The sequence below is a fragment of the Bacillus cereus group sp. MYBK108-1 genome (assembly GCF_051917185.1).
Taxonomy (GTDB): Bacteria; Bacillota; Bacilli; order Bacillales; family Bacillaceae_G; genus Bacillus_A; species Bacillus_A cereus.
Map to the genome: position 1 here is coordinate 1 of NZ_JBQAHZ010000020.1, position 17,381 is coordinate 17,381.

The following is a 17,381-nucleotide window of genomic DNA, read 5'->3' on the forward strand; positions in this document are numbered from 1 at the left end:
TGATGGCAGAGAGGTCACACCCGTTCCCATACCGAACACGGAAGTTAAGCTCTCTAGCGCCGATGGTAGTTGGGACCTTGTCCCTGTGAGAGTAGGACGTTGCCAGGCAAAATGGAGGATTAGCTCAGCTGGGAGAGCACCTGCCTTACAAGCAGGGGGTCGGCGGTTCGATCCCGTCATCCTCCACCATATATGTCGGAGGGGTAGCGAAGTGGCTAAACGCGGCGGACTGTAAATCCGCTCCTTCGGGTTCGGCAGTTCGAATCTGCCCCCCTCCACCATTCTTAATTAATGGGCTATAGCCAAGCGGTAAGGCAACGGACTTTGACTCCGTCATGCGCTGGTTCGAATCCAGCTAGCCCAGCCATTAAGAGCCATTAGCTCAGTTGGTAGAGCATCTGACTTTTAATCAGAGGGTCGAAGGTTCGAGTCCTTCATGGCTCACCATTTTAATGAAATATGCGGGTGTGGCGGAATTGGCAGACGCACTAGACTTAGGATCTAGCGCCTTTGGCGTGGGGGTTCGACTCCCTTCACCCGCACTTTTAATAAAATAACTCATACATGTCTTGCGGAAGTAGTTCAGTGGTAGAATACAACCTTGCCAAGGTTGGGGTCGCGGGTTCGAATCCCGTCTTCCGCTCCAATTTTCAATATGACATGCCGGGGTGGCGGAACAGGCAGACGCACAGGACTTAAAATCCTGCGGTGGGTGACCACCGTGCGGGTTCGACCCCCGCCCTCGGCACCATATGCGCCCGTAGCTCAATTGGATAGAGCGTTTGACTACGGATCAAGAGGTTAGGGGTTCGACTCCTCTCGGGCGCGCTTTTATTAACGGGAAGTGGCTCAGCTTGGTAGAGCACCTGGTTTGGGACCAGGGGGTCGCAGGTTCAAATCCTGTCTTCCCGATATTCCCAAAAAACATGGGGCCTTAGCTCAGCTGGGAGAGCGCCTGCCTTGCACGCAGGAGGTCAGCGGTTCGATCCCGCTAGGCTCCACTTTATTTAATATATGTCTCGGAGGTATACCCAAGTTCGGCTGAAGGGATCGGTCTTGAAAACCGACAGGCGGTGAGAATCGCGCGGGGGTTCGAATCCCTCTACCTCCTCCATTTTTTCTTTAATGGCTTAGACATATAATAATAAAATATTTATTTTTCCCTTCATGGAGGTATACCCAAGTTCGGCTGAAGGGATCGGTCTTGAAAACCGACAGGCGGCGAGAGTCGCGCGGGGGTTCGAATCCCTCTACCTCCTCCATTTTTAAAACTTTATATTGTCGCGGGGTGGAGCAGCACGGTAGCTCGTCGGGCTCATAACCCGAAGGTCGCAGGTTCAAATCCTGTCCCCGCAACCAAATGGTCCCGTGGTGTAGTGGTTAACATGCCTGCCTGTCACGCAGGAGATCGCCGGTTCGACCCCGGTCGGGACCGCCATTTATGTTGGCTCGGTAGCTCAGTCGGTAGAGCAGAGGACTGAAAATCCTCGTGTCGGCGGTTCGATTCCGTCCCGAGCCACCATTTTTTTATGCCGGCTTAGCTCAATTGGTAGAGCAACTGACTTGTAATCAGTAGGTTGGGGGTTCAAGTCCTCTAGCCGGCATCATTTAGGGGCATAGTTTAAAGGTAGAACTGAGGTCTCCAAAACCTCCAGTGTGGGTTCGATTCCTACTGCCCCTGTAAAGTATATGGGCCTATAGCTCAGCTGGTTAGAGCGCACGCCTGATAAGCGTGAGGTCGATGGTTCGAGTCCATTTAGGCCCACCATATATTATTCCGCAGTAGCTCAGTGGTAGAGCTATCGGCTGTTAACCGATCGGTCGTAGGTTCGAGTCCTACCTGCGGAGCCATGGCCCGTTGGTCAAGTGGTTAAGACACCGCCCTTTCACGGCGGTAACACGGGTTCGAATCCCGTACGGGTCATACAAAAAAGAGTCAGCATTATGCTGGCTCTTTTTTATTTTGTTAATCCTTTTTATTACGTTACTTTCCAGAAATAAATAAAGGAATTTTGGAAAAGCTATGGTATGTATAAAAAGGAGGAAATCATAATGACACGAGTGAGAGACTTAATGAGTACCCATATTGTACATTGTACACCGCTAGACAATGTATATGAGGCAGCTGTAAAAATGAAGGAAGAATCGATTGGATTAATTCCTGTTGTTGAAAATGAGCAAGTTGTTGGGCTTGTTACTGATCGTGATTTAGTCGTTCGAGGGATTGCTGAAAAACATCCTGGATCTAATAAGATTACAAATGTAATGACAACAAATATTATCTCAGTTTCTCCAAATGATTCTATTGAAAAAGCTACAGAGCTAATGGCACAGCATCAAATTAGACGATTACCAGTAGTTGATAGTGGTCAACTTATTGGCATGTTAGCACTAGGAGATTTAGCTATAAGGGAATCAGCAGATGATCAAGCTGGATTTGCCTTGAGCGAAATCTCAGAGCGTACAGAGTAAATTGAAACTTTCATTAACCGAGAGTTTAATGGTCACTCATAAAGAGCTAAATTATATATAAATTTCAGATACATTATTCTAGTATATATGGATTAAACTAATATGTTAGCGTGATGTATCTGAGACATTATATAATAAGTATGTGGTTAATAATTTCAACATTTTTTTAAAATTTGTTATTCTTAATTTTTAATAAGAGAAAAGATGATATACTGATAGATATAAGTATTATGAGAGATTTTGAATATAACAATATTAATTTTTAGTGGTGCGATAATAAATTAATATTTCCTACATAGATGAAAAGGGAAGGGGAATTATATGAAGGCTGTACAGGGCGATCCAAATTGGAATTTGGTTACAGATACATATATAGAACCAAATAATTTCGCTGAATTATTTTCTTTGCTTGTACCTTGTCACCCAAAAGGTGAGGGGAAAGAACGAACTATATTAGTATGGAAAGAGAAAGAATTTTATAAAGAAGAAAATTTAGCGGCATTTATCGTATATGGCATGAATAAAGCAAAGAAATTACCGCAGTTTCATAAAGATGAAATTCCAACTTTAGTGCGTATTCTTCGCTTATGCCAAGAGATTGGTTGGTATGAAGAGGCAAATGATTTTATGATAGCGCAAGGATTAGCTGAGTTTGTTCATACTTCATTGGAATATGAAACATGGGATCTTTTGACGCAATCAGTTGCTTTAAATTATTTAATTATTAAATATCGTATAGGTGAATTGACAGATAGGGATATTGAAATTTGGGATAGAGTTAAATTTAATGAGAAGTGTATAACCGATTGTAAACATTTATTATCTCATAAAGAAGTATTGGAATTTACATTCTTTTATATGTGCAAGAGAGCGAAATCATTATCAAAAGAGCAATTAAATAGTGATATGATGAGTTTAGCAATGTATTGTAATACTTTTGTATATGATTTGTATACACATGATTTATTACGGAAATATCGTAAGTGTACAGATTTCCTATCATATTATGGACCTAGTCAGGCAGTTTTAGCATGTCAAAGAGCTGTATTATCTCAAATTTCCGATCGCTTAGACCCATTAAAGACAACGCATGTAGATGATTATTTATATGTGATGAAAGAAATGATGGAGCATATGACGATAGGAGTAATGGATCGATATGGTCATTTTATTGGAAAGCTACTATCTTATGTACCATTTTTCGAAATGATACAAGTTCCACAGCATGCATATTATTGTGAAGAATTACTGTATATTTGTAAGGGGATTGAATATAAAGAAGAAACACTACGCAATTATATATTTATACAATTACATGATTGTTTACCATCATTCTTTAGGCTATTTCTTAAAAATAAGCGTTACGCAACGATTCATGATATTCTTTTCTATTGGTGCGATGACGAACAACGAATGAGCTTAGAGAAAAAATATAATCTGAGCTTTATTTATGAAAAATATGCTTGTGGATAAACAATATTTTCGATATGAAAAATTAATATAAATTAAAAAGGATCTCCAGTTTATGTGAGATCCTTTTTTGTTAGTAAAACAAGGAGAAAGTGATTAAGACAAGAAACAACATTCCATATAGGAGAAGTTGTGCAGTATAACTTCCTTGTATACCAAAAAAAGTATTGGCTTTCTTATACAAATTCAATATGTATTTTATTGGAGTATCTTTGAAAGATTGGTACACAGTGTCTCCTCTTTCTAAGCTTCTTGTTTTTGTTTTTGGTTATAAGGGACATTAATATATCTAGCTACAAATAATAAAACAGCCATAAAGAATACTGGAAATACAGTAGATAAATAAAAGCCATTACTAATTATATTTGTTATGAGAGCACTCAAAAGAAAAATAGCATTATAAATATGGGCAATTTTTTGTTTTAGTTGCACTTGAAATGATTCCATCATAATTTCTAATGCAACAAAAGCAATAATAATAGATAAAAATACAATGTTTGTATTGTAAATGATTAAACAACAGATTAAACCTAAAAAGGCTACGTATTCAATTATAAGAGGTATATTGCGTGGCATACAATTTACCTAACTAAATATGGCAGTGGATTTACTGCATTTGTTTTTTCAAAATTCCATTCTCCATTATGTAATTCAAAATGAAGATGTTGCCCGTATGAATGACCTGTGTTTCCCATATGACCTATTAATTGTCCAGTTTGTACTTGATCACCAGCTTGTACAGTGCGATCCTTCATATGAGCATAAACAGTTGTATATAATTTCCCATTGATTTGATGCGCAATGAAAACAACATTGCCATAGCTAGCTGAATAATAAGATTTCACAACTTTACCTGCAGCAGCAGCTTGGATAGAGACGTTTCCTGGAGCGGCAATATCTATACCATAATGCATTTGTTCCCAGCGTATATCAAAGGTTGAGCTAATTCTTCCTTGAGCGGGGAATTTGAAAGCAGCTGGAATTGATGAAGGCTGATCTGTTTTAGCTTGTGGTTGATTTTGTACTACATAGTGTTTTGCTACATATCCGTATCCTGTGCCAAAACGAATTTTATACCAAGTACCTACAGTTTCTACTACTTGTACTTGTGTACCGTTTTGTAATGAACCGAGTAGAGCGCTACTTGTACTAGCGGTGCTACGTACATTTAGATTAGGTGTTGCAACAGTATATTTTGTATTATTTTGAACGGTGATTCCTTTTACTAAGGGTTGTGAACCATTAGAGATGAATGCTTTTTGTACGTAACCTGTTTGGCCATTATGTGATATTTTATACCATTCGCCTTGATCTTCTTGAACGGTAATAAACTTACCATTTGGTAATACATCTAAAATGGAAGATTCTAAATTAGGTTCAGAGCGAACGTTTAATGCATTAGCATTAACGATGTATTGATCATTAGATTGAAGTTTGTTTTTTAGTAAAATAGCATCTTTTTGTACATAACCTACTTTATTATGAACAGATACTTTATACCAACCATTAGTTGTTTCAAGGATGTTCACTTTTGTATTAAAGCGAATTGTATCAATTGATGTGCTTTTTACGTTATCTTCTGTATGTAATGCTACTTGATCGACTTTGACATACCCAGTTTTAATATTAGATAATTGTTCAGCGTTTGCTTTTTGTACATTTGTTTCACCCATAGAAGGAAGTAAAGAAGCAATCGCTACAGTAGTTGCTGTTAAAGCAGTAGCTTTCATATTCATGGAATAGAGACCTCCTCTAGTTGTATAGTTGTAATTTTATTATAGTATAAAGATATAATATAGTGGGGGTATTCACATAAATGTAATATGAAATCAATATAAAAATAAATTTTTTGAGGATAATGATTCCTTTTTATACAATTAATTGGGGTTTTATTTTCCAAAATAGAATGTATGTATTGTATAATTTTGATATTATGTTGATAATTAAGAAAATTAAAAAAGTTGATGATGTCTTATTAGGGTGTTATACTGACAGTGATAATTTTATAGTTTGCTAGGAGAGCTGGTGTTGCCAGCTGAGAGTAGGCCGTAAGCCTTTGATCCTTTTTATTACCTGATCTAGATTATGCTAGCGTAGGGAAGCAATTCGGACACTAACAATGAGTCCCCGTTTCTTTGCGTATAGAAACGGGGCTTTTTTATTTGAAAATTTCATATTGAAACCACTAGGGGTGCTTGACTTGCTGAGAGAGGAATAATCCTTAACCCTTACAACACCTGATCTAGGTAATACTAGCGAAGGGAAGTGGAACATCGAATAAATGTATAACTTTATTTGCTGTAACCACTTCTTATATATAGAAGTGGTTTTTTATTTAGATACATATATTGAAAGGGGATAGAGAAATGAAATTTTGCGATAGATTATTAGAAACTGTGCAACCGGTTTGGGAGATGAGTCATAATCATCCGTTTGTAGTGGGTATGGGAGATGGCACGTTAGAAAAAGATAAATTCCAGTATTATATTATTCAAGATTATTTATATCTGCTAGATTATGCAAAGTTATATGCGATTGGTGTTGTAAAAGCAACGAATCCACAAGTAATGGGAAAGTTCGCTGAACAAATTGATGGAATATTAAATGGCGAAATGACAATCCATAAACAATATGCAAAAAGACTTGGAATTTCTATAGAGGAGATAGAGTCTGCGAAACCATCTGCTAAAAATTTAGCTTATACAAATTACATGATGTCTGTATCTCAAAATGGCACACTTGCGGAATTAATAGCAGCGCTTCTTCCATGTATGTGGAGCTATTGGGAAATTGGAAAGCGTTTAAATGATATTCCTGGAGCAAGAGATCATGAGTTTTTTGGTGAGTGGATTCAAGGATATAGTTCGGAAGAATACGGTAATCTTTGTATTTGGTTAATAGATTTATTAAATGAAATGGCAGTTGGAAAGTCTGAGAAAGAACTAGAAAGATTAGAGGAGATCTTCTTATATTCCAGTCGATTTGAATATTTATTCTGGGATATGTCCTATCGTAAGGAGATGTGGGGATTTGAGGAGCAAGAACATACTACAGTTTCATAATGTTTCTTTTCATTACGATGAGAAACCAATCATCCATGAATTAAATGCTTCTATACATGAGAAAGAGTTTGTCAGTATTATCGGACCGAGTGGATGTGGAAAAAGTACTTTATTTCGCCTTATTACAGGTCTAGAAAAGGTAAGTACTGGACAGATAGAACTGACAGAAACAAAGAACCATCCTGTAGGATATATGCCGCAAAAAGATATGCTTTTGCCGTGGAGAACAATTATTGAGAATGCTGCCCTGCCGCTAGAGTGCCAAGGTGTACAGAAGAAAGAAGCAGAAGTAAAGGCAAAGGAACTGTTACATAAATTTGGTTTGCAAGGGTATGAGCAAAAATATCCGAAAGATTTATCTGGTGGTATGAGACAACGTGTATCTTTTATTCGAACTTTATTAACAGGCGGGGAGATATTGCTGTTAGATGAACCATTTAGTGCGTTGGATGCTTTAACGAAGACCTCTTTGCAAGAATGGTTGTTTGAACAATGGCAAGAGTGGGAAAAAACAATTTTATTCATTACTCATGATGTTGAAGAAGCGTTATTTCTTTCAAACCGAGTTTTAGTAGTGGAACAGCAGCCGATAACGACTTTGACTGAGCGGACTGTACCGCTTGATCATAACAGAACACGAAAAGATTTATATAAACCGGAAGTATTAGCGCTGAAAGATGAGCTTCTTAGTATGTTACAAAGGCAGGTACTTGTGTGATGAACCGATTGAAAGAATTAGTTCCTGCTATTACACTTTCTAGTATTTTACTAGCTGTGTGGGAAATAGGAGCAAGAATTGTAGATGAGATGTACATTTTACCGTCACCTTCTGCGATTTTAATGAAGATATGGAAACTAAAAGACATATTATTTACAGTTCATTTACCTGCAACGTTATACGTCGTTTTAATAGGTGTTGTTATCTCTATCGTATTAGGTGTAGGGCTAGCGATGTTAATGAATGCGAGTACATGGATGGAGAGAGCATTTTATCCATTATTAGTTGCTTCACAAACGATTCCGATTACTGCGCTTGCTCCGCTATTTGTTTTATGGTTTGGATATACAATTTGGAGTAAGGTTGTTGTCACAGTTTTAATTACGTTTTTCCCAATTGCGGTCAATACGTATGATGGACTGCGTAGTACGAAAAAAGAATGGGAGGAGCTCTTAGTTACATATGGAGCAACAAAAAGAGATATTTTTCTTAAATTAAAGTTGCCGTCTGCTCTTCCTTATTTTTTCTCAGCTTTAAAAATTGCAGTTCCGCTTAGTGTTATCGGAGCAGCAATTGGAGAATGGCTCGGTGCACAAGCTGGGCTTGGATATTTCAGTAAGAGGATGATGACGCAGTTAGATGGAGCTGGCGTATTTGCACCTATTGTATTGTTATCATTATTAGCTATTTTCTTCGTCGTAATTATTTCCATATTAGAAAAGAAATTCATTAGTTGGAGGAAGCATTCATGAAATTTTTAAAGCGCATCTTTGTGTTTACATTATTAATTGCAATAATTGCAGGATGTTCGAGTAATTCAGCATCAGACAAAAGTAAAAAAGAGAAAGAAATAACAGTCATGTTAGATTGGTATCCAAATGCGGTACATAGCTTTATCTATGCAGCAATTGAAAAAGGATACTTTAAAGAAGAAGGTGTAAAGGTAAATATTAAATTCCCTTCTAATCCGACTGATCCATTAACGCTAGCAGCAGCAGGGAAGGTGACAGTTGGCTTGTATTATCAGCCAGATGTTGTTATGGCGAGAGTGAATGAGCAAATTCCAGTGAAATCAATTGGGGCTGTCGTACGTTCACCATTAAATCATGTTGTATCACTGAAATCAGCGGGCATTCAATCACCGAAAGATTTAGAAGGAAAAACAGTAGGATACTCTGGAACACCATTAAGTGAGATGTATTTAAAAACGATGGTAAAAGAAGCTGGTGGTAATCCTGATACAGTGAAAGTAGTAGATGTTGGCTTTGATTTAGTACCAGCATTAATTACGAAGAAAGTAGATGCGGTAACAGGGGCATACATTAACCATGAAGTACCTGTTATGCGTCATGAAGGCCATGAACCAGCGTACTTTAATCCAGCTGATTACGGAGTACCAAACTATCATGAGCTTGTGTTTGTAACAGGTGATAAAACGTTGAAAAAAGATAAAGAGGCGTTGCAAGCTTTCTTACGTGGTACGAAAAAAGGCTATGATTTCATGAAGAAAAACCCAGATGAAGCATTGAATATTTTATTAAATCATCAAGAAAAAGAAAACTTCCCACTTGTGCCAGAAGTTGAAAAGGAAAGTATGAAAATTTTATTAGAGAAGATGGAAACGAAAGATGAGCCATTCTTATCAGATTCAAAAGAATCTTGGGAGAAACAAAATAAGTGGCTGAAGGACAAAGGAATGACGAAAGAAACCGTCCCAGCCGATGAATTATTCGAAAATATTTTAAAGTAGGCGAATGAATATGAAAAATGAGCTCCACGTAATCTCAAATGGCCATATGCCATTCGAAGAGTTAGTGAATGTAGCGATGCAAATTGAGAGTGAGATTGATTATTTGCATATTCGTGAGCGTGAGAAGAGTACGAAGGAATTATATGAAGGTGTGGAAAGTCTATTAATGGAGGGCTTTCCAGCTTCTAAAATTGTCATAAACGATCGAATTGATATTGCAATTTTATTAAATATTCCTCGTGTTCAACTAGGATATCGAAGTACAGATGTAAAGTCAGTGAAAGAAAAGTTTTCGTATTTGCATGTCGGTTATTCTGTGCATTCGCTAGATGAAGCAATAGTAGCTTTTAAAAATGGAGCGGATTCACTCGTTTATGGCCATGTATTTCCGACAGATTGTAAAAAAGGTGTGCCAGCGAGAGGGCTTGAAGAAATTTCAGACATTGCAAGGTGTTTATCTATACCGATTACAGCAATTGGAGGAATTACCCCAGAAAACACAGTGGATGTTCTTACTAACGGTGTAAGCGGTATAGCAGTTATGTCTGGAATTGTAAGTAGTAGTAACCCGTATAGCAAAGCGAAATCTTATAAGGAATCAATAAGAAAGTGGGCGGAAAAACATGTGTGAGAAGTATGATGTAGCGATTATTGGTGGTGGTGTAATTGGTAGTTCAGTTGCACATTTTCTAGCAGAAAGAGGACATAAAGTAGCGATTGTGGAGAAGCAAAGTATTGCATCGGAAGCTTCAAAAGCAGCTGCTGGTTTACTTGGTGTTCAGGCAGAATGGGATGCGTATGATCCGCTATTTGAACTTGCTAGAGAAAGCCGAGCTATATTTCCACAACTTGCAGCAGTTTTACGTGAAAAGACGGGTGTTGATATTGGATATGAAGAAAAAGGAATTTATCGTATTGCTCAAAATGAAGATGAGAAGGAAAGAATTCTTCACATTATGGATTGGCAGCAGAAAACAGGTGAAGATTCTTATTTTCTAACGGGAGACCATGTGCGGGAAAAAGAGCCATATCTATCCGAATCTATTATAGGAGCAGTATATTATCCGAAAGACGGTCATGTTATTGCACCAGAGCTTACGAAAGCATTCGCACATTCTGCAGCGATTTCCGGTGCTGATATATATGAACAGACAGAAGTATTTGATATCCGTATTGAAAATAATAAAGTGACTGGAGTTATTACAAGTGAAGGTATTGTCACATGTGAGAAAGTCGTTATTGCAGGAGGTTCATGGAGCACGAAGTTACTCAGTTATTTTCACCGCGATTGGGGTACATATCCAGTTAAAGGAGAAGTGGTTGCGGTAAGAAGTAGAAAACAACTTTTAAAAGCACCTATTTTTCAAGAAAGATTTTACATTACTCCAAAGCGCGGTGGACGTTACGTAATTGGGGCAACAATGAAGCCACATACGTTCAATAAAACTGTGCAGCCAGAAAGTATAACTTCTATATTAGAGCGTGCTTATACAATATTGCCAGCTTTAAAAGAAGCAGAATGGGAAAGCACGTGGGCAGGATTAAGACCACAATCGAATCATGAAGCTCCTTATATGGGAGAGCATGAAGAAATAAAAGGTTTATATGCTTGCACGGGCCATTATCGAAACGGTATTTTATTAAGTCCTATTTCTGGCCAATATATGGCTGATTTAATAGAAGGAAAGCAAGAGAATCATTTGCTAGATTCATTGCTTTCTAGAAGAGTTTAGAAAGGGGATGGAAGTTTGAATTTAAAAATTAATGGTAACCAAATTGAAGTGCCAGCGAGTGTAAAAACAGTAGCTGAGCTACTTACACATTTAGAGCTAGATAACAGAATTGTTGTAGTAGAGCGTAATAAAGATATTTTACAAAAAGATGATCATACAGATACATCTGTTTTTGATGGAGACCAAATTGAGATTGTAACTTTCGTAGGAGGCGGTTGATTATGTTAAACATTGGACCATTTTCATTTCATTCTAGACTTTTATTAGGAACAGGTAAATTCCCTGATTTTGACGTACAGCAAAAGGCAATTGACGTTTCTGAAGCTGAAATTTTAACGTTTGCAGTACGTCGTATGGATATCTTTGATGCAAAGCAACCTAATTTATTAGAGAAACTTGATGTGAAAAAATATACGTTATTACCAAATACAGCAGGAGCAAAAAACGCTGAAGAGGCTGTTCGTATTGCAAAATTAGCAAAAGCTTCTGGGCTTTGTGACATGATAAAGGTAGAAGTTATTGGTGATGATAGAACGTTATTACCTGATCCGGTAGAAACATTAAAGGCATCTGAAATGTTACTGGAAGAAGGATTTATCGTACTTCCGTATACATCTGATGATGTTGTATTAGCACGTAAATTACAAGAGCTTGGCGTGCATGCGATTATGCCAGGAGCATCTCCAATCGGATCAGGACTTGGTATTGTAAATCCATTAAATTTGAGCTTCATTATTGAACAAGCGACAGTACCAGTTATCGTTGATGCCGGTATTGGTAGCCCAGCTGATGCGGCATTTGCAATGGAATTAGGAGCAGATGGCGTGTTATTAAATACAGCTGTATCAGGAGCAAAAGATCCTATTAAAATGGCACAAGCAATGAAATTAAGTATTGAAGCAGGCCGTTTAGGATTTGAAGCAGGTCGCATTGCACGTAAGCGTTGTGCAACTGCAAGTAGTCCTTTAGAAGGAATGAGCGTAGTTGAATAATCGATATTCTCGCCAAGAACTATTTTCTCCAATTGGAGAAGAAGGACAGCAAAAGATAAGAGAAAAGCATGTGCTTATTATCGGTGCAGGTGCATTAGGTAGTGCAAATGCAGAGATGTTTGTAAGAGCAGGTGTTGGCAAGATAACAATTGTTGACCGTGATTATGTAGATTGGAGTAATTTACAAAGACAACAATTGTATGCAGAGAGCGACGTAAAGAATAATCTTCCAAAAGCTATAGCGGCTAAAAAACGTTTAGAAGAGATTAATAGTGATGTAACAATAGAAGCTCTCGTTCAAGATGTAACAGCTGAAGAGCTAGAAGAACTTGTTATAAATGTTGATGTAATTATTGATGCGACTGATAATTTCGAAACGCGCTTTATTGTAAATGATATATCACAAAAATATTCTATTCCATGGATTTACGGTGCATGTGTAGGTAGTTACGGTCTTTCTTACACAATCCTTCCTAGTAAAACACCATGTTTATCATGTTTATTACAGTCGATTCCGCTTGGCGGGGCAACATGTGATACAGCGGGTATTATATCACCTGCTGTATCTCTTGTCGTTTCTCATCAAGTAACAGAAGCTCTTAAACTGTTAGTAGAAGATTACGAATCACTTCGAGATGGGCTTGTATCGTTTGATATGTGGAAGAATGAGTATTCATGTATGAATGTGCAAAAACTTCGCCAGCATAATTGTCCTTCATGCGGAGAGAATGCATTATATCCGTATTTAAATAAAGAAAACACATCAAAAACAGCAGTCTTATGCGGGCGAAATACAGTTCAAATTAGACCACCTCATAAAGATGAAATGAATTTTGAACAATATAAAAAGTTGTTGGAAGGTCGTGTAAATGATTTAAATATAAATCCATATTTACTATCATTTTCTGTTGAAGACAAGAGGTTAGTAGCCTTTAAAGATGGCCGTGTGCTCGTACATGGAACGAAAGATATAAGCGAAGCAAAAACAATTTATCATCGCTATTTTGGATAGAAAAGGATGAGTGGGATGAAAGTGAATAAAGCTTTAACAATTGCAGGGTCTGATAGCGGCGGCGGTGCTGGAATTCAGGCAGATTTAAAAACATTCCAAGAGCTTGGTGTATACGGAATGACGGCTATTACGGCAATTACTGCTCAAAACACGCTTGGCGTTCAAGGGGTATATCCTGTTCCGTTAGAAGGTATTACAGAACAGCTGAATTCAATTGGTACGGATTTAACACCAGATGCAGTGAAACTAGGAATGTTATTTAGTAGGGAAATAATTCAAATTGTTGCAGAACAAATTAAAAAATTTGGCTGGAATAATATTGTGCTAGATCCCGTTATGATCGCAAAAGGCGGTGCATCATTATTACAGCAAGAAGCAGTTCATGCATTAAAAGAATATTTATTACCAGTAGCAACCGTTATAACACCGAATGTTCCAGAAGCAGAAGTGTTAACTGGGGTGGAGATTCATAATGTTGAAGATAGTAAGGAAGCTGCAAAAGTATTGCACGAATTAGGTGCTAAATATGTGCTTATGAAGGGCGGACATGCAGAATATCAAGGTAATGAAGTAATTGATTTCCTCTTTGATGGAGAAGAATTTATTGAGTTTAGAAGCGAGCGAATTCCTTCAAAGCAAACGCACGGAAGTGGGTGCACATTTGCTTCAGCGGTTACAGCAGGACTTGCGAAAGGATACTCAATTGAAGATGCTGTTCAAGAAGCAAAACGATTTATTAGTATAGCAATTGAAGAGCCATTGAATATTGGTAGTGGTCATGGACCAACGAATCATTTTGCGTATAAAGTGAATAGAACGCGTGTATAGATAAGTGAAAAGCCAGTTTTATAACTGGCTTTTTTTCTGTTTACTTTTTCAAAATACAGGAGTAATATATCAGCCAGAATATATTTTTTTGTAAACGCTGAGTCCAATTATATGGAGCGGAGGAACCAATTTGTGCAGTGTCACTAGGGGTGAATCTTTCAAATTTGAAAGTAGGGCTACTCTCAAAGCCCGAATCCGACAGCTAACTTCGTAAGCGTCTTGAGAGAGGACGGTGCCATGATGGATACATCACTTCATCGATCTGATTAGTATAGGGGAATATCAATCTATGTTTGATTTCTTTTATACTAAGGAGGATGAGGTACATGGAACTAACACTTATTTGTGTTGGAGAAGAAAGTAAGGTAAATAGTTTAAGAGATCTAGTTGCATTTCAACATGAGTTAGTTATTTTTACAGCAAATGAAGAGGTAGCGGCTGAAGTTAGGAATTGTGGGTTTGATTGGACTTATAGTTGTAGTAAGGAGCAGGATTTTACTAGTATTTGTGAGTGTATTAAGAAGGTCATTTTACTAGGGGATGAGCTTCCAATCGTTAGTTTCTTCACAGAACACATTCGTTTTTCTTTTCAAGCACCTATTACTGTTGTTACAAGGAATAAACGATATCCAGCGAGGCTCTATGAAACCATTGGAGCTAAGTTTGTCGTGTTTACAAATTGTGATAATATTTCTTTTTTATTTTTTGAATAGGGCGGGGGAAGAAATGATGAAGGTACTATTACTTGGAGATATAGCAAATCGTTGGGCAGTATCGGTAGAGCGAGTTCAAGAATTGGTCCAGATTGATCCCCTTTTTCCAGGGCCATATATTATATTACCATCAAAAGATGCTTTGTATTTAGAGATGGATATTACCGAGTATGAGCAGCTACATGCAGAATTGACACAAGTTTATATTCGTGGGAGAAATTTACGTGCATTTTTACGAGGAGAATAAAGGTTGAATAAAAAAGAGCGAATGCTGAGTGCAACAAGCTATGCACTTCATGTCATTCGCTCTTTTTATTTCATATTTAAAAGGTCATTTTTAAGAAAAGAAAAGAGAAATAAAGAAAATAGATGAAATAACAGTAATAATCTTCAATGTAAGCGTTTAAATGAATGTAAATATTATTATTTTCAGTAATTTACCCCTTTACAAGTGAAATATAGAGGAGTATATTTACTCTCATAAATCATTCATAAAATTTCCAAAAAAACCTAAAATCGCTGAGTTCCAGAAATGGAGCGGGGGAACCAATTTTGTGCATCGTCACTTGGGGTGAATCTTTCAGTTTTGAAAGTAGGGCTACTCTTTAGGCCCGAATCCGACAGCTAACCTCGTAAGCGTTTAGAGAGGAGGTTTACTTTTTGTTGTTCATTTTTTGAACACTGAGTAGAGCTCAGTGTTCTTTTTTAATATTTAAATGGTAAATTTTAACAAAAAGAGAGGGATAGTTATGTTAGATGTTGTAATGGTCGGGATTTTTATTTTATTAGTTGCATCGATGGCAAGTCTTGCAAGTTGGTCAGATAAAGTTGTGAAAGAAGGAAAGCAATCATGATGATTGTCTTATCGGTTATTGTCGCAGCAATTACAGTGTATTTAGTGTATGCATTATTAAATCCAGAGAAGTTTTAATTAGGGGGAATCATTCATTATGATTTGGGTTGCAGTCATTATTACAATGCTCTTGTTTATTTTAGTAGCAAAGCCAACGGGGATTTATTTAGAAAAAGCTTTTCAAGGTAGCAAAACGTTAGATAAAGTATTCGGGCCTTTTGAAAAACTTATTTTTAAAATTACGGGTGTAAAAGCATACAATCAAACGTGGAAACAGTACGCATTATCATTAGTTTTATTAAATGGATTTATGATCGTTGTCGTATACTTCATTTTCAGATTACAAGGTGTGCTGCCACTAAATCCAGCGCATATTGAAGGGATGGAGCCTACGCTCGCTTTTAATACAGCAATTAGTTTTATGGCTGATACAAACTTACAGCATTATAGCGGTGAAAATGGTTTATCTTATTTATCACAATTAATCGGAATTACATTTTTAATGTTTGCGGCACCAGCAACGACATTAGCGCTCGTTATGGCTTTTATAAGAGGACTTGCTGGAAAAGAACTTGGTAACTTTTTCGTTGATTTTACGAGAGCGTTAACGAGAGTGTTTCTTCCTATTGCATTTATTGCGGCACTAGTTTTTGTCGCACTTGGCGTACCACAAACGTTAGATGGGGCGGTTACAGCACAAACGATTGAAGGTGCAAAGCAAAGTATTTTACGTGGACCTGTTGCATCATTCGTTTCCATTAAGGAACTTGGAAATAATGGCGGTGGATTTTTCGGAGCAAACTCTACGCATCCTTTCGAAAATCCAGGACAAATGAGTAATATTTTGCAAATGATGCTTATGATGTTATTACCAACAGCACTTCCATTTACGTACGGACGAATGGTCGGAAATAAAAAACAAGGCCGCATCCTTTTCGTGTCACTATTTATGGTATTTTTACTAGGGTTTATAACGATTACGACATCTGAACTAAACGGGAACCCGGCATTAAATGGAATGGGTATCGAACATGTACAAGGAAGTACAGAAGGGAAAGAAGTACGATTTGGAACAGTATTTTCTTCACTATACGCAACGGTAACGACAGCTGCTGAAACAGGCGCTGTTAATACGATGCATGATACGTTAACACCAATTGGCGGTTTAGTTCCGCTTGTAAATATGATGTTAAATACTGTGTATGGCGGCGTTGGAGCAGGTTTTGTAAACATTATTATGTATGCAATTATCGCGGTGTTTATATCTGGGTTAATGGTTGGACGGACACCAGAGTTTTTAGGTAAAAAGATTGAAGGTAAGGAAATGAAATTAATCGCGGTCACGATTTTATTTCATCCATTGCTCATTTTAGGATTTTCGGCATTAGCTCTTTCAACAAATTTAGGGACGGATGCTATTTCTCATTCCGGTTTCCACGGTTTGACGCAAGTGGTATATGAATATACATCGTCAGCTGCGAATAACGGATCTGGATTTGAAGGATTAGGAGATAATACACCGTTTTGGAATATTACGACTGGTTTAGTTATGTTTTTAGGACGTTACTTCAGTTTAATTACGATGCTAGCTGTGGCAGCTTCATTGAAAGAAAAAACGGTAGTGCCAGAAACAGTCGGAACGTTCCGTACAGATAATAGTTTATTTGGTGGCATCTTCATCGGAACAATTGTAATTGTCGGTGCATTAACATTCTTCCCGATGTTAGTACTCGGTCCAATTGCAGAATTTCTTACATTGAAGTAATGGAGGGTAAATG

Annotated in this window: 20 protein-coding genes, 20 tRNA genes, 1 rRNA gene and 4 riboswitches; of the genes, 39 read left to right on the plus strand and 2 right to left on the minus strand. The window is 37.5% G+C overall.

Annotated elements, in window-relative coordinates; all coding sequences use genetic code 11:
• The 23 genes from rrf to ACTFSL_RS22355 all read left to right on the plus strand — a co-directional run.
• Positions 1–108 (plus strand): 5S ribosomal RNA (gene rrf, locus ACTFSL_RS22245); the annotation flags it as partial.
• 5 nt (positions 109–113) lie between these two features.
• A tRNA-Val gene (locus ACTFSL_RS22250) sits at positions 114–189 on the plus strand.
• 8 nt (positions 190–197) lie between these two features.
• Positions 198–281 (plus strand) — tRNA-Tyr (locus ACTFSL_RS22255).
• 11 nt (positions 282–292) lie between these two features.
• Positions 293–367: transfer RNA gene (locus ACTFSL_RS22260), tRNA-Gln, on the plus strand.
• A 4-nt stretch (positions 368–371) separates the two neighbouring features.
• Positions 372–447: transfer RNA gene (locus ACTFSL_RS22265), tRNA-Lys, on the plus strand.
• 14 nt (positions 448–461) lie between these two features.
• Positions 462–542: transfer RNA gene (locus ACTFSL_RS22270), tRNA-Leu, on the plus strand.
• Positions 543–571: 29 nt separating this feature from the next.
• Positions 572–646 (plus strand) — tRNA-Gly (locus tag ACTFSL_RS22275).
• 16 nt (positions 647–662) lie between these two features.
• Positions 663–751 (plus strand) — tRNA-Leu (locus tag ACTFSL_RS22280).
• Between the two features lie 3 nt (positions 752–754).
• A tRNA-Arg gene (locus ACTFSL_RS22285) sits at positions 755–828 on the plus strand.
• A gap of 10 nt (positions 829–838) precedes the next feature.
• A tRNA-Pro gene (locus ACTFSL_RS22290) sits at positions 839–912 on the plus strand.
• 16 nt (positions 913–928) lie between these two features.
• Positions 929–1,001 (plus strand) — tRNA-Ala (locus tag ACTFSL_RS22295).
• Positions 1,002–1,021: 20 nt separating this feature from the next.
• Positions 1,022–1,114: transfer RNA gene (locus ACTFSL_RS22300), tRNA-Ser, on the plus strand.
• Positions 1,115–1,169: 55 nt separating this feature from the next.
• Positions 1,170–1,262: transfer RNA gene (locus ACTFSL_RS22305), tRNA-Ser, on the plus strand.
• Between the two features lie 20 nt (positions 1,263–1,282).
• Positions 1,283–1,359, plus strand: a tRNA-Met gene (locus ACTFSL_RS22310).
• 3 nt (positions 1,360–1,362) lie between these two features.
• Positions 1,363–1,438, plus strand: a tRNA-Asp gene (locus tag ACTFSL_RS22315).
• 8 nt (positions 1,439–1,446) lie between these two features.
• Positions 1,447–1,522 (plus strand) — tRNA-Phe (locus ACTFSL_RS22320).
• Positions 1,523–1,531: 9 nt separating this feature from the next.
• A tRNA-Thr gene (locus ACTFSL_RS22325) sits at positions 1,532–1,604 on the plus strand.
• 6 nt (positions 1,605–1,610) lie between these two features.
• A tRNA-Trp gene (locus ACTFSL_RS22330) sits at positions 1,611–1,681 on the plus strand.
• Between the two features lie 10 nt (positions 1,682–1,691).
• Positions 1,692–1,768, plus strand: a tRNA-Ile gene (locus ACTFSL_RS22335).
• 8 nt (positions 1,769–1,776) lie between these two features.
• Positions 1,777–1,851 (plus strand) — tRNA-Asn (locus tag ACTFSL_RS22340).
• A 1-nt stretch (position 1,852) separates the two neighbouring features.
• A tRNA-Glu gene (locus tag ACTFSL_RS22345) sits at positions 1,853–1,924 on the plus strand.
• Positions 1,925–2,052: 128 nt separating this feature from the next.
• Positions 2,053–2,472, plus strand: coding sequence for a CBS domain-containing protein (locus ACTFSL_RS22350; RefSeq protein ID WP_000199006.1), 420 nt, complete (start codon positions 2,053–2,055; stop codon positions 2,470–2,472).
• Positions 2,473–2,793: 321 nt separating this feature from the next.
• A complete protein-coding gene (locus tag ACTFSL_RS22355) occupies positions 2,794–3,945 on the plus strand; it encodes a DUF3965 domain-containing protein (protein WP_000648912.1) in 1,152 nt (383 codons plus the stop codon).
• 240 nt (positions 3,946–4,185) lie between these two features.
• On the opposite strand, the gene ACTFSL_RS22360 is transcribed toward ACTFSL_RS22355, so the two are convergent.
• Positions 4,186–4,518, minus strand: coding sequence for a hypothetical protein (locus ACTFSL_RS22360; protein WP_001137823.1), 333 nt, complete (start codon positions 4,516–4,518; stop codon positions 4,186–4,188).
• A 5-nt stretch (positions 4,519–4,523) separates the two neighbouring features.
• Positions 4,524–5,678 carry an SH3 domain-containing protein gene (locus ACTFSL_RS22365; RefSeq protein WP_001056037.1) on the minus strand — a complete coding sequence of 385 codons (1,155 nt, stop codon included), beginning with the start codon at positions 5,676–5,678 and terminating at the stop codon, positions 4,524–4,526.
• Between the two features lie 269 nt (positions 5,679–5,947).
• Positions 5,948–6,059: riboswitch (TPP riboswitch) on the plus strand.
• A 60-nt stretch (positions 6,060–6,119) separates the two neighbouring features.
• Positions 6,120–6,223: riboswitch (TPP riboswitch) on the plus strand.
• Between the two features lie 85 nt (positions 6,224–6,308).
• Between ACTFSL_RS22365 and tenA the strand changes: the two genes are divergently transcribed.
• The 16 genes from tenA to kdpA all read left to right on the plus strand — a co-directional run bounded on the left by tenA (position 6,309) and on the right by kdpA (position 17,368).
• Positions 6,309–7,004, plus strand: a complete 696-nt coding sequence (tenA, locus tag ACTFSL_RS22370) for a thiaminase II (protein ID WP_000666827.1) — start codon at positions 6,309–6,311, stop codon at positions 7,002–7,004.
• Positions 6,973–7,722, plus strand: coding sequence for an ABC transporter ATP-binding protein (locus tag ACTFSL_RS22375; protein ID WP_016125481.1), 750 nt, complete (start codon positions 6,973–6,975; stop codon positions 7,720–7,722). The genes tenA and ACTFSL_RS22375 overlap by 32 nt, the downstream gene beginning before the upstream one ends.
• Positions 7,722–8,474 (plus strand): ABC transporter permease, encoded by a 753-nt coding sequence (locus ACTFSL_RS22380; protein ID WP_001080853.1) that lies wholly within the window; start codon positions 7,722–7,724, stop codon positions 8,472–8,474. The genes ACTFSL_RS22375 and ACTFSL_RS22380 overlap by 1 nt, the downstream gene beginning before the upstream one ends.
• Positions 8,471–9,472 (plus strand): ABC transporter substrate-binding protein, encoded by a 1,002-nt coding sequence (locus tag ACTFSL_RS22385; protein ID WP_440042411.1) that lies wholly within the window; start codon positions 8,471–8,473, stop codon positions 9,470–9,472. Before ACTFSL_RS22380 ends, ACTFSL_RS22385 begins: the two co-directional genes overlap by 4 nt.
• A 10-nt stretch (positions 9,473–9,482) precedes the next feature.
• Positions 9,483–10,103 (plus strand): thiazole tautomerase TenI, encoded by a 621-nt coding sequence (tenI, locus tag ACTFSL_RS22390; protein WP_000787170.1) that lies wholly within the window; start codon positions 9,483–9,485, stop codon positions 10,101–10,103.
• Positions 10,096–11,205, plus strand: coding sequence for a glycine oxidase ThiO (gene thiO, locus ACTFSL_RS22395; protein WP_000333313.1), 1,110 nt, complete (start codon positions 10,096–10,098; stop codon positions 11,203–11,205). Before tenI ends, thiO begins: the two co-directional genes overlap by 8 nt.
• A gap of 15 nt (positions 11,206–11,220) precedes the next feature.
• Positions 11,221–11,424 carry a sulfur carrier protein ThiS gene (gene thiS / locus ACTFSL_RS22400; protein WP_001049502.1) on the plus strand — a complete coding sequence of 68 codons (204 nt, stop codon included), beginning with the start codon at positions 11,221–11,223 and terminating at the stop codon, positions 11,422–11,424.
• Between the two features lie 2 nt (positions 11,425–11,426).
• Positions 11,427–12,197, plus strand: a complete 771-nt coding sequence (gene thiG, locus ACTFSL_RS22405; protein WP_000931981.1) for a thiazole synthase — start codon at positions 11,427–11,429, stop codon at positions 12,195–12,197.
• Positions 12,190–13,209: a thiazole biosynthesis adenylyltransferase ThiF gene (thiF, locus tag ACTFSL_RS22410; protein ID WP_001065418.1), complete on the plus strand. Its 1,020-nt coding sequence runs from the start codon at positions 12,190–12,192 to the stop codon at positions 13,207–13,209. Before thiG ends, thiF begins: the two co-directional genes overlap by 8 nt.
• 15 nt (positions 13,210–13,224) lie before the next feature.
• Entirely contained in the window at positions 13,225–14,037 is an 813-nt protein-coding gene (gene thiD, locus ACTFSL_RS22415; RefSeq protein WP_440042414.1) for a bifunctional hydroxymethylpyrimidine kinase/phosphomethylpyrimidine kinase, read from the plus strand.
• 85 nt (positions 14,038–14,122) lie between these two features.
• Positions 14,123–14,270: riboswitch (cyclic di-AMP (ydaO/yuaA leader) on the plus strand.
• Positions 14,271–14,363: 93 nt separating this feature from the next.
• A complete protein-coding gene (locus ACTFSL_RS22420) occupies positions 14,364–14,750 on the plus strand; it encodes a hypothetical protein (RefSeq protein ID WP_000424087.1) in 387 nt (128 codons plus the stop codon).
• 13 nt (positions 14,751–14,763) lie between these two features.
• On the plus strand, positions 14,764–14,997 hold the full coding sequence (locus ACTFSL_RS22425; protein ID WP_002025339.1) for a hypothetical protein: 234 nt from the start codon (positions 14,764–14,766) through the stop codon (positions 14,995–14,997).
• A gap of 3 nt (positions 14,998–15,000) precedes the next feature.
• Positions 15,001–15,123, plus strand: coding sequence for a hypothetical protein (locus ACTFSL_RS22430; RefSeq protein ID WP_001034421.1), 123 nt, complete (start codon positions 15,001–15,003; stop codon positions 15,121–15,123).
• A 134-nt stretch (positions 15,124–15,257) separates the two neighbouring features.
• Positions 15,258–15,403: riboswitch (cyclic di-AMP (ydaO/yuaA leader) on the plus strand.
• Positions 15,404–15,499: 96 nt separating this feature from the next.
• Entirely contained in the window at positions 15,500–15,604 is a 105-nt protein-coding gene (locus ACTFSL_RS22435; RefSeq protein ID WP_000887894.1) for a SipW-dependent-type signal peptide-containing protein, read from the plus strand.
• Entirely contained in the window at positions 15,604–15,681 is a 78-nt protein-coding gene (gene kdpF / locus ACTFSL_RS22440) for a K(+)-transporting ATPase subunit F (protein WP_223153441.1), read from the plus strand. The genes ACTFSL_RS22435 and kdpF overlap by 1 nt, the downstream gene beginning before the upstream one ends.
• 19 nt (positions 15,682–15,700) lie before the next feature.
• Positions 15,701–17,368 carry a potassium-transporting ATPase subunit KdpA gene (gene kdpA, locus ACTFSL_RS22445; protein WP_000638330.1) on the plus strand — a complete coding sequence of 556 codons (1,668 nt, stop codon included), beginning with the start codon at positions 15,701–15,703 and terminating at the stop codon, positions 17,366–17,368.
• Positions 17,369–17,381 lie beyond the last annotated feature (13 nt).